Below are 18,542 nucleotides of genomic sequence, written 5' to 3'. Positions count from 1 at the left end.
TCAGCCGTTCGCGGCTTCGTAGGAGGCCGTGAACTCCTCGGTGATCTGGTCGAGACCATCGCCTGCGATGTCGTCCATGATGGCCTCGTAGTCGGACATCTCGATCTGGCCGACGACGTACTTGTTGTACGCGTCGCGTGCCTTCTGCTCGAGCTCGGTCCAGCGAGCGTCGTAGGTCTCGGACGTGAGCGACTGTGCGACGTTGATGACGGCGAACTCCTCCTGCTCCGTCATGAGCTCGTTCGCCTCGTCCACATAGGGCGTCGTGCTCGCATAGGTCACGACCCTGTCGGAGACGCGCGATGAGGCGAACGGCTGCACCTCCTGCTCCCACATGGGCTGGTCCAGGATCGTCACGACACCCTCGTCGTCGAGTTCATAGTGGGTGCCCTCGATGCCGTTCGTCATGAGGGCGAACGACTCTTCGTCGAGCAGCGAGTCGAGGAACCCGAGCACAGTCCGCAGATCGTCCTCCGTCTTCACCTGCGACTTGGGGATCGCGTACCAGCCGCCGAGGCCGCCGTTCGTGTCGGAGAGGACGCGCCGCGGCCCGTCGCCGTGGGTGACGTCGTTGACGAGGGCCCAGTCCATCGTCGTGTCGGGGTCCGCGCTCTGAGCGAGGGCCAGCAGGCTGCTCGCATCGAAGAGACCCGTGACGACCAGTCCGCCCTTGTCCTGCGCGATGGCGTCACGCTGATTCGACTTCTGGACCGTGACGAACTCGTTGTTGACGGCTCCGTCCTCGTAGAGGCCGCGGTACCACTCCATGGCCTCCTTGAACGCGTCGGTCGTGAAGCTCGCGATGACCTCGCCGTCGTCGTTCAGTTCGAACTTGCTGCCGGCGCCGAAGTACCCCGAGAGTGTGCGGAAGTTGTAGTCGAAGCTCTCGCTGCGGTCGTAGAAACCCGTCGTGTCGTCCTCGCCGTCGCCGTCGGGATCGTCCTCGGCGAACGCGCGCGCGACCTCGGCGAGCTCCTCGGTCGTGTGCGGGGTCTCGAGCCCGAGAGCGTCGAGCCAGTCCTGTCGCACGAGCACCCCGTAGCGGGCCTTCACCTGTTGCCGCGGGACGCCGTACAGGTGGCCGTCGATCTTCGCCGCCTCCAGGGTCTGGGGGTCGATCTCGGCGAGGTTCGGGAACTCATCCAGGTACTCCTCGACGTCCCAGAACTGACCCGAGGCCAGCGCGCGGCGCAGGGTGGAGCTGTCGGGCTTCGGCATCGCGACGATGTCGGCAAGCGAGTCGGAGGCGAGCGCCGCGTTGAGCTTCTCGTCCATCGACGCCGCGGGGATCCACTGGAACTCGATGTCGAATCCCGTGTGCTCCTGAAGCGCGGTCTCGATGATGCCGTCCGTATCGGGCGTGGTCGGTGTATGGAGAATCGTCATCCAGGTGACGCTCGATCGGGCGTCACCGCCCGATCCGCCGTCGGCCCCGCAGCCCGCCAGGACGGTGGCCGCTGCTGCGGTCACCGCGATGGCGGCCGCGGTCCTTCTTCTGATCGTCATCGGACTCAGCCGTTCGCTTCCGCGTAGGAGGCCGTGAACTCCTCGGTGATCTTGTCGAGCCCCTCGCCCGCGAGCTGATCGATGACGGCCTCGTAGTCCTCCATCTCGATCTGGCCGACGACGTACTTGTTGTACGCGTCGCGCGCCTTCTGCTCGAGCTCGGTCCAGCGCGAGTCGTACGTGTCGGAAGTGAGCGACTGGGCGATGTTGATGACGGCGAACTCCTCGTTCTCCTCCATCTTCTCGTTGGCCTCGTCCACGTACGGCGACGTCGACGAGTACGTGATCGTCTTCTCGGACATGCGCGACGAGGAGAAGGGCTGCACCTCCTGCTCCCAGGCGGGCTGGTCGAGGATCGTCACGACGCCGTCGGCATCGAGTTCGTAGTGCGTGCCCTCGATGCCGTTCGTCATGAGCGCGTACGCCTCCTCATCGAGCAGCGAGTCGAGGAAGCCCAGCACGACGCGCAGGTCCTCTTCCGTCTCGACCTGCGACTTCGGGATCGCATACCAGCCGCCCATTCCGCCGTTCGTGTCCGACAGGATCCGACGCGGCACATCCTCATGGGTGATGTCGTTGACGAGCGCCCACTCCATGGGCGTCTCGGGGTTCGCACTCTGCGAGAGGGCGAGGAAGTTCTTCGCCTCGAACAGGCCGGAGACGACGATGCCGCCCTTGCCCTGCGCGATGCCGTCCTGCTGGTTCGACTTCTGCACGGTGACGAACTCGTTGTTGACGGCGCCGTCCTCGTAGAGGCCGCGGTACCACTCCATGGCCTCCATGAACGCGTCGGTCGTGAAGCTCGGCACGACTTCGCCGGCATCGTTCAGCTCGAACTTGCTGCCTGCGCCGAAGTAGCCGGCGAGCGAGCGGAAGCCGAGGTCGAAGCTCTCGAGACGGTCGTAGAAGCCCGTCGTGTCGTCTTCGCCGTTGCCGTCGGGGTCGTCGTCGGCGAACGCTCGGGCGACCTCGGCGAGCTCCTCGGTCGTCTGGGGGGCCTCGAGCCCGAGGTTGTCGAGCCAGTCCTGGCGGATGAGGACGCCGTAGCGGGCCTTCACCTTCTGCGCGGGGACGCCGTACAGGTGGCCGTCGATCTTCGCCGCCTCGAGCGTCTGCGGGTCGATCTGCGACAGGTTGTCGAACTCGTCGAGGTACTCTTCGACGTCCCAGAACTGGCCCGAGGTGAGCGCGCGGCGCACGGTCGAGTTGTCAGCCTTCGGGAGCGAGACGATGTCGGCGAGCGAGTCGGACGCGATCGCGGAGTTGAGCTTCTCGTCCTGCGACGCTGCGGGGACCCACTGGAACTCGACGTCGACGCCGGCGTGCTCCTGGAGCGCCGACTCGATGACGCCGTCGGGTTCGGGGGTCGTGGGGGTGTGGAGGATGGCCATCCAGCTGATGTCCGTCTTCGGACCGTCGTCCGATCCGCCGCCTGCCCCGCAGCCCGTGAGGGCGACGGCGGCGACGGCTGCGGAAGCAACGCTGATTCCGAGCCTGCGGTGCATCTTCATTCTGTGATTCCTCTCGCGGTGTTCATGGGGGGAAGGGAGTGACGTGTGGGGGAGGGGTCACCCGCATCGCCCGCCAGCTGACGGAACACGATGCGGGTGACGAAGCCGAAGGCGGCCGACGGGATGCCGATGCCGAAGACGATGAGCAGCGGCGCGGCGAACTGCCAGATCAGCCAGAGGGCGCCGCCCGAGGCGGCGACCGCGAGGATCGTCCAGTGCAGTGAGCCGAAGCCGATCATGAGGGCGGCTCCGAAGCGACGGTGCACGGCCGTGAGGTCGGTCGCGGCGGCGATCGGGAAGGCGTAGGCGGCCGCCACGACGAGCACGAAGAGGGCGACGACGTTGAGGAACCGGATCGCCCACTCCGAGGCCCCGAAGATGTTCGTCACGATGATCGCGCCGGCGGCCAACAGGATCCAGCCCATCGCGCACGAACGCCAGAACTCGGCGCGCATGCTCGCGAAGAAGGTGCGGGCGACGGGCGGCAGGTCGCCGCGCCGGAACCAGCCGTCGACGTAGGAGGCGAGCGCGTACGAGGCCGGACCCAGGCCGAAGACGACGAGCCCCGCGAGGACTCCCGCGATCCAGAGGATGTTGAGGTAGGCCATGCGATACACGCCCGTGAGGACGGTGTTGATCCGCAGGAGGCCCTCGTACGAGAACATCAGTACACGCCCTCTTCGCCGAAGCGCTTGGCCATCTTGTTGGCCATGATGACGAGCAGGAGGCCGACGAGGCCTTTGAAGAGGCCGACCGCCGCCGCGTAGCTCATCTGGCCGTTCTGGATGCCCGTGACGTAGACGTAGGTGTCGAAGATCTCGCCGACCTCGCGGTTGAGCGAGTTGAGCACGAGGAACATGTGCTCGAAGCCGAGCTCGAGGAAGTCGCCGATCGACAGGATGAACATGACGATGATCGTCGGGCGGATCGCCGGGAGCGTGATGTGCCACGTCTGGCGCCAGCGGCCCGCCCCGTCGATCTCCGCGGCCTCGTAGAGCTGCATGTCGACGGCGGTCATGGCGGCCAGGTAGACGATCGTCCCCCAGCCGGCGGTCTTCCAGACCTCCTGTGCGACGTACATCGGCCGCAGCCAGGCCGGATCCGTCAGGAACGCGATCGGCTCGCCGCCGAGCGACTCGATGACGTTGTTGATGCTGCCGCCGTCGGTCGTGAACAGCACGTAGAAGAGCGAGACCACGATGACCCACGACATGAAGTGCGGTAGGTAGATGACCGTCTGCACCGTGCGTTGGAACACCTTGGTGCGCACCTCGTTGAGCAGCAGCGCCAGCACGATCGGGATCGGGAACGCGAACAGCAGCAGCAGGAGCGAGACCGTCACGGTGTTGCCGAGCAGCAGCAGGAACGTGTCCTCCGTGAAGAACCGGACGAAGTGCTCGAAGCCGACCCAGGGGCTGCCGAAGACGCCGAGGTACGGCGTGAAGTCCTGGAAGGCCATGACGAGGCCGCCCATGGGCAGGTACTTGAAGATGAGGAAGTACACGATGCCCGGCACGATCATGAGGTAAAGGGTGCGGTGGCGCCACACGTAGCTGTGGCGCCAGCCCTTGCCGCGAGGGTGGCTCGTGGGGGCGGCCGCCGTGCTGAGGTGCTCGGTGACGGGCTTCACCACGGGGGCGACGGGACCGCTCATCGCGACGACTCCTCGTCGTGCATGATCGCCTTCATCGGTTCGCCTCTCTGCGTTCGACTTCGAGACCGGTTCCTCGGATTCGCGGGCACCGCGAGGGGGGTGAGGAACCGGTTTCTCGAGAGCGTAACAGCTTGAGGGAACGTGGGCAAGCGCTCGCCGAGAGCCCTGCCCGAACCGGGTTCTACTGCTTCAGGCGGACGAGGCGCTCGTGGCCTGATTCCTCGACCTCGGCGAGCTGCTCGCGCGACTTCAGGAAGTCGTTGAACGACCGGTAGCCGAGCGCCTTCTCGCTGAACGAGGGATCCATCCGGCGGATGTGCTGCTTGACGGCAGAGGCGTACAGATACCCCTGATCGTCGCCGTTGTCCTGGCCCACGCGCAGGGCGCGCTCCAACAGGTTCGACGCCACCGCGTGGAGATCCTCGGGCGGCGTCTCGTCGAAGGCCGGGATGAACAGGGCGGTCATGTCGTCGGGGGCGGCCTCGACGGCGGCCTCGCGGGAAGCGGCCTCATCGGAAGCGGCCCCGTCGGAAGCGGCCTCGTCGGGGCGGTCCGCGGCCTGCTCCGCCGGCCGCTGGGCGCGCCGGCGCCGGGCCGGCTTCTGCTCGGCCTTCTCTCCGCCATCGGCCTTCTGCTCGGGCTTCGCCTCGCCCTCGGATCCCACCTGCTCGCGCTTCCTCGGCTCGGGCTTCTGCGCCTTCTTCAGCTCGGGAACCCCGGGCAGCATGTCGTACGGCTCGAACTCATCGCACGCCGCGGCGAGCGACTTCGCCGTGGATCCGGCGACGCCGAGGCCGATCACATATCGGCCGAGGCGGCGGCAGCGCTGCGCGAGGGGCACATAGTCGCTGTCGCCCGCGACGATCACGACGTGCGTGAGATCCGGCAGTCGGAACATGTCCTCGACCGTGTCGACCGCGAGGCGGATGTCCGCGCCGTTCTTCGCATACGCCGCGGCCGGGAAGAGCTGCACCAGATCGACCGCGCGCGCCACGAGCTGGCGACGGTAGATCGCATTCACGGGCGACGACCAATCGGCATACGCGCGGGTGAGCACGAGAGTGCCGTAGCTCGCGGCGAAGTCGATGATCGCCCCCACATCGACCGTCGCCGCCTCGAGGCGCGCCGCGATCTCGGGCTCCGTCGGATCCTCCGCGATGCGCGCGCGGTCACGATGGTACGAGTTGCGGCCGTGCACGCGGTCGTACCAGCTCATCACGATGTTGTCGAAGTCGAGGTACACGGCCACGCGGCCGTCCGAGGTGTCCGTCACACCCCCGACACTACGCGCCGCGGATCCGAGGGGCATCCGCGCCGCCGCCGGGCGCTCCTCACTCGCCGGGGTACGAGACGCCGATCTGGCGGCGGATCTCATCGAGCGCCCCCATGATCTCCACGCTCTCGTCGATCGGCAGCTCGGACGGCGCGCCGAGGCCCTCCGTGACGACGCGCTCGGCCGCGAGGGCCTGGAAGTACATGCCACGGCCGTCCGCGACCTCCTCGAAGCGCTCCAGCACCTCCCCGTCGCGCGACGTCACCGTGAACGACGCCTGCGCGAACCAGATGCGATCGATGTCGATCCGCGCCTCGGTCCCGACGATATGCGCCGTGTTCGGGCCGGCGCCGCGCGACGACGAGAACGTCGACGAGACCGCGCCCGACGCGTGCGTCATGAGCGTCGCGACCTCCGTGTCGGCGCCCGTCCCGCCGAGCCGCGCCGTCGCCTGGATCGTCGCCGGCGCACCGAGGACATCCCACGCGAACGACACCGGATAGATGCCGAGATCGAGCAGCGCACCGCCGCCGAGCTCGAGCGCGTTCAGCCGGTGCGCGGGATCCGTCGAGAGCGCCTGCATGTGATCCGCGAACACGCTGCGCACCTCCCCGAGCGTGCCCGCCGCGAGGATCTCGCGGATCCGCCGCATATGCGGCAGATAGCGGGTCCACATCGCCTCCATCACGAGGAGGCCCTTCTCCGCCGCGAGATCCCGCAGCTCCTCCGCCTCGCGGCGATTCACCGTGAGCGCCTTCTCCACGAGCACATGCTTCCCCGCCTCGAGCGCGAGACCCGCCGCCTCACGGTGCATCGGATGCGGCGTGGCCACGTACACGATGTCGACATCCGGATCCGCCACGAGCGCCTCATACGACGCGTGCGCGTTCGGGATCCCGAACTCCGCCGCGAAGCGATCCGCCGACCCCTGTGAGCGCGAGCCGACCGCCCGGACGTCCAGCCCCGCCGTCCGCAGATCGCTTGCGAAGGCGTGCGCGATGCCGCCGGTTGCCAGGATGCCCCATCGAAGTGCCATGGGGCGAGCCTATCGGGGCGCTGGTCCTGTCTCGATCCGTCTTCGTTCGTCTCGATCTGATCTGTGACCGCTGCGCGGTCCCTTCCGTCCGGACGCGATCCCGCAGGCTCGTTCCTCGCCTGCCCGCCAGACCCGAGCCAGCGTCCGGACGGAAGGGACCGCTTCGCTCGCGTGGGCGTGTGAGGGTGCGCATCCCGGGTGGGAGGGGAGAGGATGAAGGCCCCGATCTCCTGGCGGAGATCGGGGCCTTCATCCTCGGTGGCTCAGAAGCTGGCGAGGGCCTCGTTCAGCGTGGTGGAGGGGCGCATGACCGCCTCGGCCTTCGCGTCGTCGGGGCGGTAGTAGCCGCCGACGTCGACGGTCCGGCCCTGGACGGCGAGGAGCTCGTCGACGATCTTCTGCTCGTTCTCGGCGAGGCGCTCCGCGAGCGGGGCGAACGCCGCCGCGAGCTCGGCGTCGTCGGTCTGCCCGGCGAGCTGCTGCGCCCAGTAGAGGCCGAGGTAGAAGTGCGAGCCGCGGTTGTCGATCGTGCCGAGCTTGCGGCCCGGCGAGCGGTCGTTCTCGAGGAACGCCGCGGTCGCGGCGTCGAGCGTCGACGCGAGGACCTGCGCCTTGGCGTTGTCGGTCGTCTGCGCGAGGTGCTCGAACGAGGCCGCCAGCGCGAAGAACTCGCCGAGCGAGTCCCAGCGCAGGTAGTCGTCCTCGAGGAGCTGCTGGACATGCTTCGGCGCGGATCCGCCGGCGCCCGTCTCGAAGAGGCCGCCGCCCGCCATCAGGGGGACGATCGAGAGCATCTTCGCCGACGTGCCGACCTCGAGGATCGGGAACAGGTCGGTGTTGTAGTCGCGCAGCACATTGCCCGTCACCGAGATGGTGTCGAGGCCCTGGCGGATCCGCTCGAGCGAGAAGCGCGTCGCCTCGGCGGGCGCCATGATGCGGATGTCGAGACCGTCGACGTCGTGCTCGGGAAGGTACTCGTTCACCTTCGCGATGAGGTTCGCGTCGTGCGCGCGCTTCTCGTCGAGCCAGAACACGGCGGGCGTGCCCGACAGGCGGGCGCGGGTGACGGCGAGCTTCACCCAGTCGCGGATCGGGGCGTCCTTCGTCTGGCAGGCGCGCCAGATGTCGCCCGCCTCGACGGCGTGCTCGATCACGGTCTCGCCCGCGCCGTTCACGATGCGGACGGTGCCGTCCTCGGGGATCTCGAACGTCTTGTCGTGCGAACCGTACTCCTCGGCCTTCTGCGCCATGAGGCCGACGTTCGGCACGGTGCCCATCGTCGCCGGGTCGAGCCGGCCGTTGGCCTTGCAGTCGTCGATCGTCGCGGCGTAGATGCCGGCGTAGGACGAGTCGGGGATGACGGCGAGCGTGTCGGCCTCGTTCCCGTCGGGGCCCCACATGTGGCCGCCGCCGCGGATCATGGCGGGCATCGAGGCGTCGATGATGACGTCGCTCGGCACGTGCAGGCCCGTGATCCCCTTGTCGCTGTTGACCATCGCCAGCTCGGGGCCGGCGGCGATCTGCGCGTCGAACGCGGCCCGGATCTCGGCGCCGTTCTCGAGCTGGTCGAGGCCCGCGAAGATCCCGCCGAGGCCGTCGTTCGCCGACAGGCCCGCCGCGGCGAGCTCGGCGCCGTGCTTCTCGAAGACCGGCGCGAAGAACGCCTTGACGACGTGGCCGAAGATGATCGGGTCGCTGACCTTCATCATGGTGGCCTTGAGGTGGGCGGAGAACAGGACGCCCTCGGCCTTCGCGGCCAGGACCTGCTCGGCGAGGAAGGCGTCGAGCGCCTTCGCGCTCATGAACGTGCCGTCGATGACCTCGCCCGCGAGGACGGGCAGCTTCTCCTTGAGGACCGTGACGGATCCGTCGGTGCCGACGAGTTCGATGCGGAGCGTGTCGTCGTCGGCAGAGACATACGACTTCTCGTTGGAGAAGAAGTCGTTCTCGCCCATCGTGGCGACGCGGGTCTTCGAGTCGGCGCTCCACTCGCCCATGCGGTGCGGGTGGGCCTTCGCGTACGCCTTCACGGCGCCGGGCGCGCGGCGGTCGCTGTTGCCCTGGCGGAGCACGGGGTTCACGGCCGAGCCCTTGACCTTGTCGTAGGCGGCCGCGATGTCCTTCTCGTCGGCGGTCTGCGGGTCCTCGGGATAGTCGGGGATGTCGTAGCCCTGCGCCTGCAGCTCGGCGATGGCCGCCTTGAGCTGAGGGATCGACGCCGAGATGTTGGGGAGCTTGATGATGTTCGCCGACGGATCCTCGGCGAGCTCGCCGAGCTCGGCGAGCGCATCGCCGACGCGCTGCTCGGCCGTCAGACGCTCGGGGAACTGGGCGAGGATGCGGCCCGCGAGGGAGATGTCGCGGGTCTCGAACACGACGCCCGCCTTCTGCGCGTAGGCCTCGACGATCGGCAGGAGCGAGTAGGTCGCCAGGAGGGGCGCTTCGTCGGTGTGCGTGTAGATGATCTTGGACATGCTGCGGTGGCGCTCCAGAGTTCTCGGGTGACCGGGACGAGACGAATCTCTCGACATCAAGATACCTGAGCGCGCGGCGTCCTGCAGGGAGAGGGTGTCTCAGTCGGCGTCTGAGGCCTCGACGATCGCGCTCGTGAGCGTCGCGCTGAGAGTGCGCGCCCAGGTCTGGGTGATGTGCCCCGCGGCATCGCGGTACACGAGCACCCCGCCGATGATCCCGTCGCAGGATCCGTCCGCGCAGTACAGCTCGGTCAGGTCGACGACGGGCACGCCGATCTCGTCGGCGGCGTCGGCCAGCGAATGCGGGTGCGCGAGGGCCACGTCGGCCTCAGTGGCGCACTCGCTGTCGGCCGTCTGGCCGAGCCGTGTCGTGCACGCGATCGACGCCTCGTCGGGCAGCGGGTTGTCGCGCACGACGACGACGCGCGTGCCGGCCTCGCGGATCCGCTCGATCGCCGACTGGTGGAAGGACAGCGGCGTCTCCCATCGGCGCGTGGATGTCGCGATCACGAGGTCGTACTCGCCCGACGAGAGGCGCGCGTCGATGTCGGGGCGCGCCTCGTCGCAGTCGGTCGCCTGATCCGGCGGATCCATGAGCGTGCAGCCGCGGCCGACGAACGTGTCGAGCGACCAGCCGAGGGCGGCGAGCTGCGGCTCGAGGGCGGGCAGGAGCGCCGCGGCGTGGCTGTCGCCGACGAGCGCGACCCGCGTCGCGTCCTCGTCCTCGGATCCGTGGGTGCAGCTCTCGAGCGGGACGTTCGCGAGCATGTAGCAGGAGTAGGCGTCGCCCGTGTCCTGCGTGAGGGCGTCGGGCGCGGGCGAGAGGGCGTCGAAGCTCGCGTCGGCGCACGCGTCGGGATGCAGGACGGATCCGGCGCCGCGGCAGTCGATCTCGCCATCCGGCACCTCGCCGTCCGGGGAGAGGGTCTGCGGTGCGGCGACCTCGGCGCCGGCGCCGCGCATCTGCGAGACGGCGGCGAACCCCGCGGTGCCGCAGGCGGCGACGATCGCGAGCGCCGCGAGAGTGGGGATCCATGCGCGGGTCGCCCCGCGGATCCGTCCGCCGCGCCAGCGGAACCACGTCGCGTGGCGGGCGGGGGTCTCGACGAGGTGGTAGGTCAGCACCGACAGGGTGAGCGTCAGCCCGAGCGCGAGGGCGATATACGTCGGCGAGCCCTCCGGAGCGAGCGTCAGCAGCAGGATCGCGGCCGGGAAGTGCCACAGGTAGAGGCTGTACGAGATGTCGCCGAGGTAGGTCGCGACCCGGTTCGTGAGGAGCCACGGCGGGCGGAACCCCGCGTCGTCGTTGCCCGCGACGAGCACGAGGGCCGCGCTGATCACGGGCAGCAGGCCGAGCGGCGCGGGCCAGGCGGGCGACGACTCCGACACGACGACGAGCGAGACGGCGATCCCGACGAGCCCGACCCAGGCGAGGGCGCGCCGCCAGGCAGGGGCGAGCGGGAGGCGCGGCAGGAACGCGATGAGCGCCCCGATGCCCAGCTCCCACGCCCGAGAGAAGGTCGAGAAGTAGGCGAAGGTCGGGTTCGACTGGGTCTCGACGAGCGCCCACGCGAACGACGCGACGCTGAGGACGGCGATGAGCGTGCGGGTGAGCCGGCGCACGCGGATCCGGCTCCACGCGGTGCGGCGCGCGGCGAGCACGACGACGAGCAGCATCACCCACGGCCAGACGAGGTAGAACTGCTCCTCGACGCCGAGCGACCAGAAATGCTGCAGGGGAGAGGGCGGGGTGCCCTGCTCGAAGTAGTCGACGCCCTGCGCCGCGAAGCGCCAGTTGCCGAAGAAGATCGCGCTGAAGCCCGCGTCGACCGCGACCTCGCGCGCATCGGCACGGCCGAGCAGCACGAAGGCGGCCGTGACGGTCGCGGCGAGGACGACGGCCGCAGCCGGGAGGATCCGCTTGGCGCGCCGCTCGTAGAACCGTCGGAACGAGATCGTGCCCGAGCGGTCAGTCTCCCGCAGCAGCAGGCCCGTGATGAGGAAGCCCGAGATGACGAAGAAGACGTCGACGCCGACGAAGCCGCCGGCCGGCGCGTGCAGCACGTGCGCGGCGATGACGGCGAGCACCGCGATCGCGCGCAGCCCCTGGATGTCACGGCGCTGCGGCGCGCGCGGAGGGGAGGAGGCGGAACCGGACATCGGATCGATTCTAGGGGCGGGGTGCCTGCGACACGGCTGACCACGCGGAGCGCGGAGGCCGGGGCAGACATGCCCGGATCGTGTCGCTGATGCGCGGAGGAGCCCGGTCGTGACGGCGATCACGGCGATCACGGCGATCACGGCGATCACGGCGGTCAGTCGGCCGACGAGACGCGCACGGAGCCGGTGGAGGTGGCGGACGTCGTCAGCGTTCGCGGTCGCCGGGGCCGAGACCATCATCGGCCCGCCGTCGCACGAGGTCTCACTTCTCAGGCATCCGCTGCCGCTCATCGAGGAGGACGGGACGGCGTCCGTCGAGGATGCGGTGAGAAACGGCGAGCGCTCGTTCGAGACCGCCGGGTGGTCGAGGTCGAACGACTGGCGTGATCGGCATGACGCCGTCGCCGTCTTTCCGACGACCTTCGCCGCGGCGAGACGCAGCGCGGGGCGCTCCGGGGTGAGGGCGGCGAGCACTCGATCGATGATCGACTGGCGCGCTCGGATCTCGGTCTGGCCGCGCTCGCGTGTTCGCCGGGTCGCTGCGCCGCCGCCAGGGTTCGGTATGCGACGTCGTTCGCAGGGCTTCTGTCCCGTCGTTCGCCGCCCAGGCAGTGGTCCGCTCCGCCGCGCGGCGACTCCGCGCTGCGTTGCCGTGTCGCCGACTCGGTCGCGCCGGGCCCTGAGCGAGGAGGCGCGAGCAGGAGGCCGGGGCATGCGCGCTCCGCTGTCCGCGCCACACCGTGGTCAGGTCGCGAGGATCGCGGGATTCGCAGGAGGGCGATTCGCGTGAGGTTGATGGACGGACCGGTGGCGCCGGGGGCGTCGGATCTCCGCGCCCCGCCGCGCTCGCGTGGCGAGGCGGCCAGGAGCGATATGAGGCCGATCTGTATGAGACCGATTCGCACGAAGCCGACGCACGAGTCGGTGAAGTCGTGGTGACCGCAGGGTTGCTCCGCCCCTGCTGGCGTCAGGGGGCGAGGAGCCTCGGAACGTGTGTGTGGGGTCGTTGTGCGGGTGGATCGTGTTGGTGGTCGTCGGGTCTCGGGGCCCTGTCGCCGTCAGGTGGCGAGGCGCTCCGGGACGCGCATGAGGTCGATGCGCGGGCCGTCCGTGTCGGTGGTCGTCAGATCTCCTCCCGTCGCAGCCAGAACGAGGTGCAGGGCGTAGCCCTCGAGTGCCGAGGCGACCAGCGGGGCGATCTCCCCATCGGCGCGCCGACGAGGTTCCGCCGCGCGCCTCACCGGCTCGCCGTGATCTGCGCGGCCCGCGACCTCCGCACGCGTCGAGCGCTTCGCGGGTACGGCGGCCTCGGCGCGGTCTGCGGCCTCTGGGCATTCCGCGGGCGCGATTCTCTTCGCGGGTGCTGCGGGGTCCGTGGCCGCCGGAGTCTCCTTGCCGGGGGAGTCGGCGAAGAAGACTCGGCTGGGCGGCTCGTCTCGGTGGACACGGCCTGTCGGGCTCGTCCACTCGAGGACGCCGCCCGCGACCTGCTCGACGCGCCATCCCGAGTGATGCTTCATCATGTGGTGCGACTCGCAGAGGGCGGAGAGGTTCCCCACCGCTGTCGGCCCGCCTCTCGCGAAGTCGAACGTGTGGTCGAGATCGGCCTTGCGCGCGGGCACCGTGCACCCCGGGAACCGGCAGGTCACGTCCCTCCCGATGAGTCGCCGTCGCTGGGACGCCGTCGGGCGATAGTGATCGGTCGAGAGGATCTCGCCCGTGTCGGACTCTACGAACAGGCGATCCCAGCCCGTCGCTGAGCCGGCCCGTTGCCGCGCGCCGTCGGGGGAGCAGAGGGCGCCCTCGTCGATCCAGCTCGTCCCCTCGTCGGGATCGAGGATCATCGTCGCGGGGATCGTCACCTGCACCGTCGCCCGGATGCTCGCGAGCGTCTCGGTCGTGCCGGCGGTGTGCAGCCGGTGCCCCGTCGGGGCCGACGTGAGCAGCAGATCCGTGAGGAGGTCGGCACGCAGCTGGTCGAGCGTCCGCTCGTCGGTTGCGGCGACGCCCGCCGTGGCGCGATCCGCCACAGCACCCTCCGAGGCGCGATCCGTCGGGACACCCTCCGAGGCGCCGTCCGGGTTCTGGGACCTCCGCGCCCGCCGGCGGTCGGCCGTGAGCGCGCGGCCCATCTGGGTGAGCCGGTCGCGGATCGCGCGCGCCTCGAGCGTGGGCAGGAACGCCCAGAGCTCGCTCATGCCGTCCTCACGCTCGGTCATGACGACGCGCCGCCCCGCGCGGGCCGCCCGGTGGCGCTCGCGCAGGGAGGTCTGCGCGAGCCGATCGGCCGCGACCTTCGCGAGTCGGCCGAGATCGCCCGGCGTGCGGGTCGCGGCGAGTTCGACGGCCGCGTCGTCGAAGAGGGAGCGGTCGTCGTCGTCGAGCGAACGGCCCGCGTCGACGATGACGTCGGCGTGCCGCTTCGAGATCCGCCCCTCTCGGAGCGCCTCGAGCGCCGCGGGGAACCCCTCTGTGAGCGTCTCCGCGTCGCCCATCATCGCGTTCGCCGTCGCCGGATGCACCCGGGTCGCCGCGGCGATCTCGGCCGCCATCGCGCGGCGCGCATACTCGGGGCCGTGCTCGGCGTTCTCGCGCTCGCCCTGCTCCTGCGCGATGCGCGCGAGCTCGGCCGTGACGACGGAGCGCTGGCCCTGCAGGGCCGCGATCTGCCGGTCGATGTCGACGAGCTGATCGACGAGACCACGCGCGAAGGAGACCTCATCCGGGGTCATCCCGGAGATCTTATCTTCGAATGTGCGACCGTCCATGACCAGATTCTATCGAACGGAGATTCGAGAATCAAGGGGTCATCATCCGTCGATCTCAGCCGCGCAGCACCTTCGCGACGCGCTGCACCGACACCGTCTCCGCCGTGCCGAGCCGCTGGGCGAAGAGACCCACGCGCAGCTCCTCGAGCATCCAGCGGGCGCGGACGAGGCGCTCGTCCGCATCCTCGGGGAGGGGGATCGCGCCGCCCGCGTCGACGAACGCCTGGTGTGCGCGCTCGAACTCGGTCATCCACGCCCTGTCGCGCCCCGGATTGTCGGGGAGCGCCTCGAGCCGGACGCGTGCTCCCTCGAGGTACCGCGGCACGTGGCGGAGCCGATCGAGGCCCGTCTCGCGCACGAAGCCGGCGTGCACGAGCCCCTCGAGCTGTCCGCGCACGTCGTTGAGCGCGCCGAGCAGGGTCATCGAGTTCGCCTTCTTCATGGCGCGCTCGACCTCCCGCCAGGCGGTGAGGATCTTCGCGACGAGCGAGACGGCCTCGAACACGTCGTCGACGGATCCGGCCGACACCTCGTTCCGCACCCGATCGAAGTCCGCGCGCGTGCGCACGGCGCCGTGGCGGGCGATGGCGGCGTCGGCGACCGCCGCGCGGCAGTCCTCGATGACGGCCTTCGCCGAGGGGTACGGCGCCGCCGCCAGCGCGAGCTTCTCCTGCGCCGAGAGGTGCTCCTGGATGTAGGACACGGGGGACGGCACCGTGAGCAGCAGCAGGCGCCGCAGGCCCGACCGGGTGCGCCGGGCCGCCTCGTCGGCCGTCGCCTCGACCCGGACCGCGACCGACGTCTTCTCGTCGACGAGCGCGGGGTAGCCGCGCACGACGCCGCCCGCGACCCTCGTGTCGACCTGCGCCGGCAGCTCGCCGAACGTCCAGTCGACGAGGCCGGCGCGCTCGATGCTCGGGGCGGCCGGCGCCTGCGCGATGCGCGATGCGGGGCTCTCGTCCTTCGGCGCGCGGGAGGCGGCGCGATCCAGCTGCTGGGCGACGGAGTCGCGCGCCCGCCCCGCCAGGCGCGACTGCAGCTCCGCGAGGTCGCGCGAGGATCCGGCGGCGCGGCCCCGCTGGTCGACCGCGCGGAAAGACATCGTCAGGTGCGACGGCACGCGCGCCATGTCGAAGTCGTCCGCCGTCACCGGCTGGTTCGCCTGCCGCTGCACGAGCCGCGCGAGGGATTCCGCGAGGCCGCGCTCCGGCCGCCCGCCCGCGTCCTCCGGGCCGGATCCGTCGAGCTCCTCCGCGAAGGTGCGCGCCCAGTCGGCGGCCGGTACGACGTGGCGGCGCATCGCCTTCGGCAGCGCCTTCAGCATGGCGGTGATGAGCTCGTCGCGCAGCCCCGGGACCTGCCAGTCGAAGCCGTCGGGGCACAGGGACGCGAGCAGCGGCAGCGGCACGACGACCGTGACCCCGTCGTCGGGCGCCCCGGGCTCGAAGCGATACGCGAGGTGCAGGGTCTGGTCGCCCTGCGTCCAGCGCGTCGGGAAGTCGCGGGCGTCGGTCGTCGCCTCGCCGTCCAGAAGGTCGGCCTCGCGCATCGTCAGCAGCTCGGGGGATCGCGTGAGCTCCTCGCGCCACCACGCCTCGAAGCTGCGCACGTCGAACACGTCCGCCGGGATCCGCGCGTCGTAGAACGCGAAGACCGCCTCGTCTCCGGCCAGGATGTCGCGGCGCCGCTCGCGCTCCTCCAGCTTCTCGAGGCGGCGGCGCAGGTCGGCGTTCTGACGCAGGAAGCGCGCGACGGGCTTCGCGAGCCGGGACGGATCCCACTCGCCCTCGACGAGCGCGTGTCGCACGAACATCTCCCGCGCGGCGGGGCGGTCGATGCGCGCGAACTGCACGCGGCGGCTCGAGACGATCTCGACGCCGAAGAGCGTGACCTTCTCGCTCGCGACGGCGGCGCCCGCGTCCTTCGACCAGCGCGGCTCCGAGACCTGCCGCTTCACGAGGTCGCCCGCGAGCTGTTCGGCCCACGCGACGTCGATCGCGGCCACCGTGCGGGCGAACAGGCGCGAGGTCTCGACGAGCTCCGCGGCCATGACGGCCTGCGGCCTCGCCTTCTTGAGCCCGGATCCGGGGAAGACCTGGAACGTCACGCCGCGCGCGCCGCGGAACGTCGCGGGCGCGGGCCGCCGGGATCCCTTCTGCTTCTTCGCGTCGCGCTCGTCGAGCACGCCGATCTGGCTGAGGAGGCCCGCGAGGATCGCGCGGTGGATCGCGTCGCCCTGCGGATGGCCGCCCTCGGGGGAGCCCGTGCCGTGCCCCTCGCGGCGCGAACGTCCTTCGGTCTTCGAACGGCGCTCGCCGCGCCCACCGAGATCCCGCGTCAGCGAGCGCAGCTGGCGGTGCACGTCGAACCACTCGCGCACCCGCACATAGTTGAGGAACTCGGCACGCACGAGCCGCCGGAACGCGCTCGACCCGAGCTCCTTCTGCTTCTCGCGCAGGTGATTCCAGAGGTTCAGCAGCGTGAGGAAATCGCTCGACGGATCCCGGAAGCGCGCGTGGGCCTCGTCGGCCTCGCCGCGGCGCTCCTCGGGTCGCTCGCGCACGTCCTGGATCGACATGCCCGCCACGATCGCGAGCACGTCGTCGGTCACGCCCGTGCGGTTCGCCTCGACGAGCATGCGGGCGAAGCGCGGGTCGATCGGCAGCCGGGCGATCTCCCAGCCGATCTTCGTGAGGCGGGGATCGGATGCGCCCCGCCCGAGCGTGACGGCGCCGAGCTCGGTGAGCAGGTCGAAGGCCGCCTTGACGCCCCGCGAGTCGGGCGGGGTGAGGAAGGGGAACGACTGGATGTCGCCGAATCCCAGCGACAGCATCTGCAGCACGACCGAGGCGAGCGAGGTCCGCAGGATCTCGGGATCCGTGAACTCGGGTCGCCGGGCGAAGTCGTCGTGCGCGTAGAGCCGGATCGCGATGCCGTCGCTCGTGCGCCCCGCGCGGCCCGATCGCTGCTGCGCCGAGGCCTGCGAGATGGCCTCGATCGGCAGGCGCTGCACCTTCGCGCGGCTCGCGTAGCGCGAGATGCGGGCCGTTCCGGCGTCGACGACGTATTTGATGCCGGGCACCGTGAGCGAGGTCTCGGCGACGTTCGTGGCGATGATCACGCGGCGCCGGACGCCCGCGACCTTCGACGGCTCGAACACGCGGTGCTGCTCGGCTGAGCTGAGGCGCCCGTAGAGGGGGAGGACTTCGGTCGGGGCGGCCTGGTGCGCGAACGCCCCGCGCACGGCGTCGGCGGCATCGCGGATCTCGGCCTCGCCGGGCAGGAACACGAGCACGTCGCCCGCGGGCTCGCTGTCGAGCTCCTCGAGGGCCGCGACGATGGCGGAGATCTCGTCGTCGGCGTCGTACGCCCGCTCGTCGACGTCGTACGCCCGCTCGTCGACGTCCGGCTCGGCGTCCCCCTCAACACGACGCAGTCGATCCGCGCCCGCGGATGCCGGATCCTCGGCGTGTCGGCCGGTCTGTCCCGATTCTGACTGCGTTGTGTTGGGGGAGGCGGAGGAAGGGGAGGCGGCCACGAAGGGTCGATACCGGATCTCGACGGGGTAGGTCCGACCTGAGACCTCGATCACCGGGGCGGACGTGCCGTCGGCGGCCGCGAAGTGCGCGGCGAACGACTCGGGGTCGATCGTGGCCGAGGTGATGATGAGCTTGAGGTCGGGGCGCTCCGGCAGCAGCCGCTTGAGGTACCCGAGGAGGAAGTCGACGTTGAGCGAGCGCTCGTGCGCCTCGTCGATGATGATCGTGTCGTAGCGGGTCAGCAGCCGATCGCGGTGGATCTCATTCAGCAGGATCCCGTCGGTCATCAGCGCGATCTTCGTGTCGGCCGACACCTGATCCGTGAAGCGCACCTTGTATCCGACGGCGCCGCCCAGCTCGACCTGCAGCTCCTCGGCGACGCGCTCGGCGATCGTGCGCGCGGCGAGCCGACGCGGCTGCGTGTGGGCGATCGACCTGCGCCCCAGCTCGAGCGCGATCTTCGGCAGCTGGGTCGTCTTGCCGGATCCCGTCGCGCCCGCGACGACGACGACCTGGTTCTCGCGGATCGCGTCGGCGATCTCGTCCCGCGCCGCGCTGACGGGCAGCTCGGCGGGATAGGAGATGACGGGCGCGGCGACAGACATAGCATTCCAGTCTATG

At 70.2% G+C, this 18,542-nt stretch carries 10 protein-coding genes; all 10 read right to left on the bottom strand.

Going from position 1 to position 18,542, the window contains the following annotated elements; genetic code table 11:
* Positions 1 to 1,506 (bottom strand): extracellular solute-binding protein, encoded by a 1,506-nt coding sequence (locus GB932_RS18530; protein WP_156762160.1) that lies wholly within the window; start codon positions 1,504 to 1,506, stop codon positions 1 to 3.
* Between the two features lie 5 nt (positions 1,507 to 1,511).
* Entirely contained in the window at positions 1,512 to 3,017 is a 1,506-nt protein-coding gene (locus tag GB932_RS18525; RefSeq protein WP_156762159.1) for an extracellular solute-binding protein, read from the bottom strand.
* Positions 3,014 to 3,682 (bottom strand): YesL family protein, encoded by a 669-nt coding sequence (locus GB932_RS18520; protein ID WP_156762158.1) that lies wholly within the window; start codon positions 3,680 to 3,682, stop codon positions 3,014 to 3,016. The genes GB932_RS18525 and GB932_RS18520 overlap by 4 nt, the downstream gene beginning before the upstream one ends.
* Positions 3,682 to 4,671 (bottom strand): ABC transporter permease, encoded by a 990-nt coding sequence (locus GB932_RS18515; protein WP_156762157.1) that lies wholly within the window; start codon positions 4,669 to 4,671, stop codon positions 3,682 to 3,684. Before GB932_RS18515 ends, GB932_RS18520 begins: the two co-directional genes overlap by 1 nt.
* Positions 4,672 to 4,852: 181 nt before the next feature.
* Complete coding sequence (locus tag GB932_RS18510; RefSeq protein WP_156762156.1) at positions 4,853 to 5,980, bottom strand: NYN domain-containing protein; 1,128 nt, start codon at positions 5,978 to 5,980, stop codon at positions 4,853 to 4,855.
* A 22-nt stretch (positions 5,981 to 6,002) separates the two neighbouring features.
* Positions 6,003 to 6,980 (bottom strand): Gfo/Idh/MocA family protein, encoded by a 978-nt coding sequence (locus GB932_RS18505; protein ID WP_156762155.1) that lies wholly within the window; start codon positions 6,978 to 6,980, stop codon positions 6,003 to 6,005.
* 263 nt (positions 6,981 to 7,243) lie between these two features.
* On the bottom strand, positions 7,244 to 9,454 hold the full coding sequence (locus tag GB932_RS18500) for an NADP-dependent isocitrate dehydrogenase (RefSeq protein ID WP_156762154.1): 2,211 nt from the start codon (positions 9,452 to 9,454) through the stop codon (positions 7,244 to 7,246).
* A gap of 99 nt (positions 9,455 to 9,553) precedes the next feature.
* A complete protein-coding gene (locus tag GB932_RS18495) occupies positions 9,554 to 12,088 on the bottom strand; it encodes an acyltransferase family protein (RefSeq protein ID WP_197517565.1) in 2,535 nt (844 codons plus the stop codon).
* A 584-nt stretch (positions 12,089 to 12,672) separates the two neighbouring features.
* Positions 12,673 to 14,346 carry an HNH endonuclease signature motif containing protein gene (locus GB932_RS18490; RefSeq protein ID WP_197517564.1) on the bottom strand — a complete coding sequence of 558 codons (1,674 nt, stop codon included), beginning with the start codon at positions 14,344 to 14,346 and terminating at the stop codon, positions 12,673 to 12,675.
* A gap of 91 nt (positions 14,347 to 14,437) precedes the next feature.
* A complete protein-coding gene (gene hrpA / locus GB932_RS18485; RefSeq protein WP_156762151.1) occupies positions 14,438 to 18,526 on the bottom strand; it encodes an ATP-dependent RNA helicase HrpA in 4,089 nt (1,362 codons plus the stop codon).
* Positions 18,527 to 18,542: the final 16 nt, after the last annotated feature.

Origin of the sequence: Microbacterium karelineae (assembly GCF_009745985.1) — a bacterium.
Taxonomy (GTDB): domain Bacteria; phylum Actinomycetota; class Actinomycetes; order Actinomycetales; family Microbacteriaceae; genus Microbacterium; species Microbacterium karelineae.
The sequence above is the reverse complement of the archived record's forward strand: the minus strand, read 5'-3'. Positions and strand labels throughout refer to the sequence as shown.

Excerpts from the sequence above, each read along its gene's own strand:
- GB932_RS18505 (WP_156762155.1), bottom strand. The coding sequence starts at position 6,980 with ATGGCACTTCGATGGGGCATCCTGGCAACCGGCGGCATCGCGCACGCC.
- GB932_RS18525 (WP_156762159.1), bottom strand. The coding sequence starts at position 3,017 with ATGAAGATGCACCGCAGGCTCGGAATCAGCGTTGCTTCCGCAGCCGTC.
- GB932_RS18490 (WP_197517564.1), bottom strand. The coding sequence starts at position 14,346 with ATGACCCCGGATGAGGTCTCCTTCGCGCGTGGTCTCGTCGATCAGCTC.
- GB932_RS18530 (WP_156762160.1), bottom strand. The coding sequence starts at position 1,506 with ATGACGATCAGAAGAAGGACCGCGGCCGCCATCGCGGTGACCGCAGCA.
- GB932_RS18520 (WP_156762158.1), bottom strand. The coding sequence starts at position 3,682 with ATGTTCTCGTACGAGGGCCTCCTGCGGATCAACACCGTCCTCACGGGC.
- hrpA (WP_156762151.1), bottom strand. The coding sequence starts at position 18,526 with ATGTCTGTCGCCGCGCCCGTCATCTCCTATCCCGCCGAGCTGCCCGTC.
- GB932_RS18515 (WP_156762157.1), bottom strand. The coding sequence starts at position 4,671 with ATGAGCGGTCCCGTCGCCCCCGTGGTGAAGCCCGTCACCGAGCACCTC.
- GB932_RS18510 (WP_156762156.1), bottom strand. The coding sequence starts at position 5,980 with ATGCCCCTCGGATCCGCGGCGCGTAGTGTCGGGGGTGTGACGGACACC.
- GB932_RS18500 (WP_156762154.1), bottom strand. The coding sequence starts at position 9,454 with ATGTCCAAGATCATCTACACGCACACCGACGAAGCGCCCCTCCTGGCG.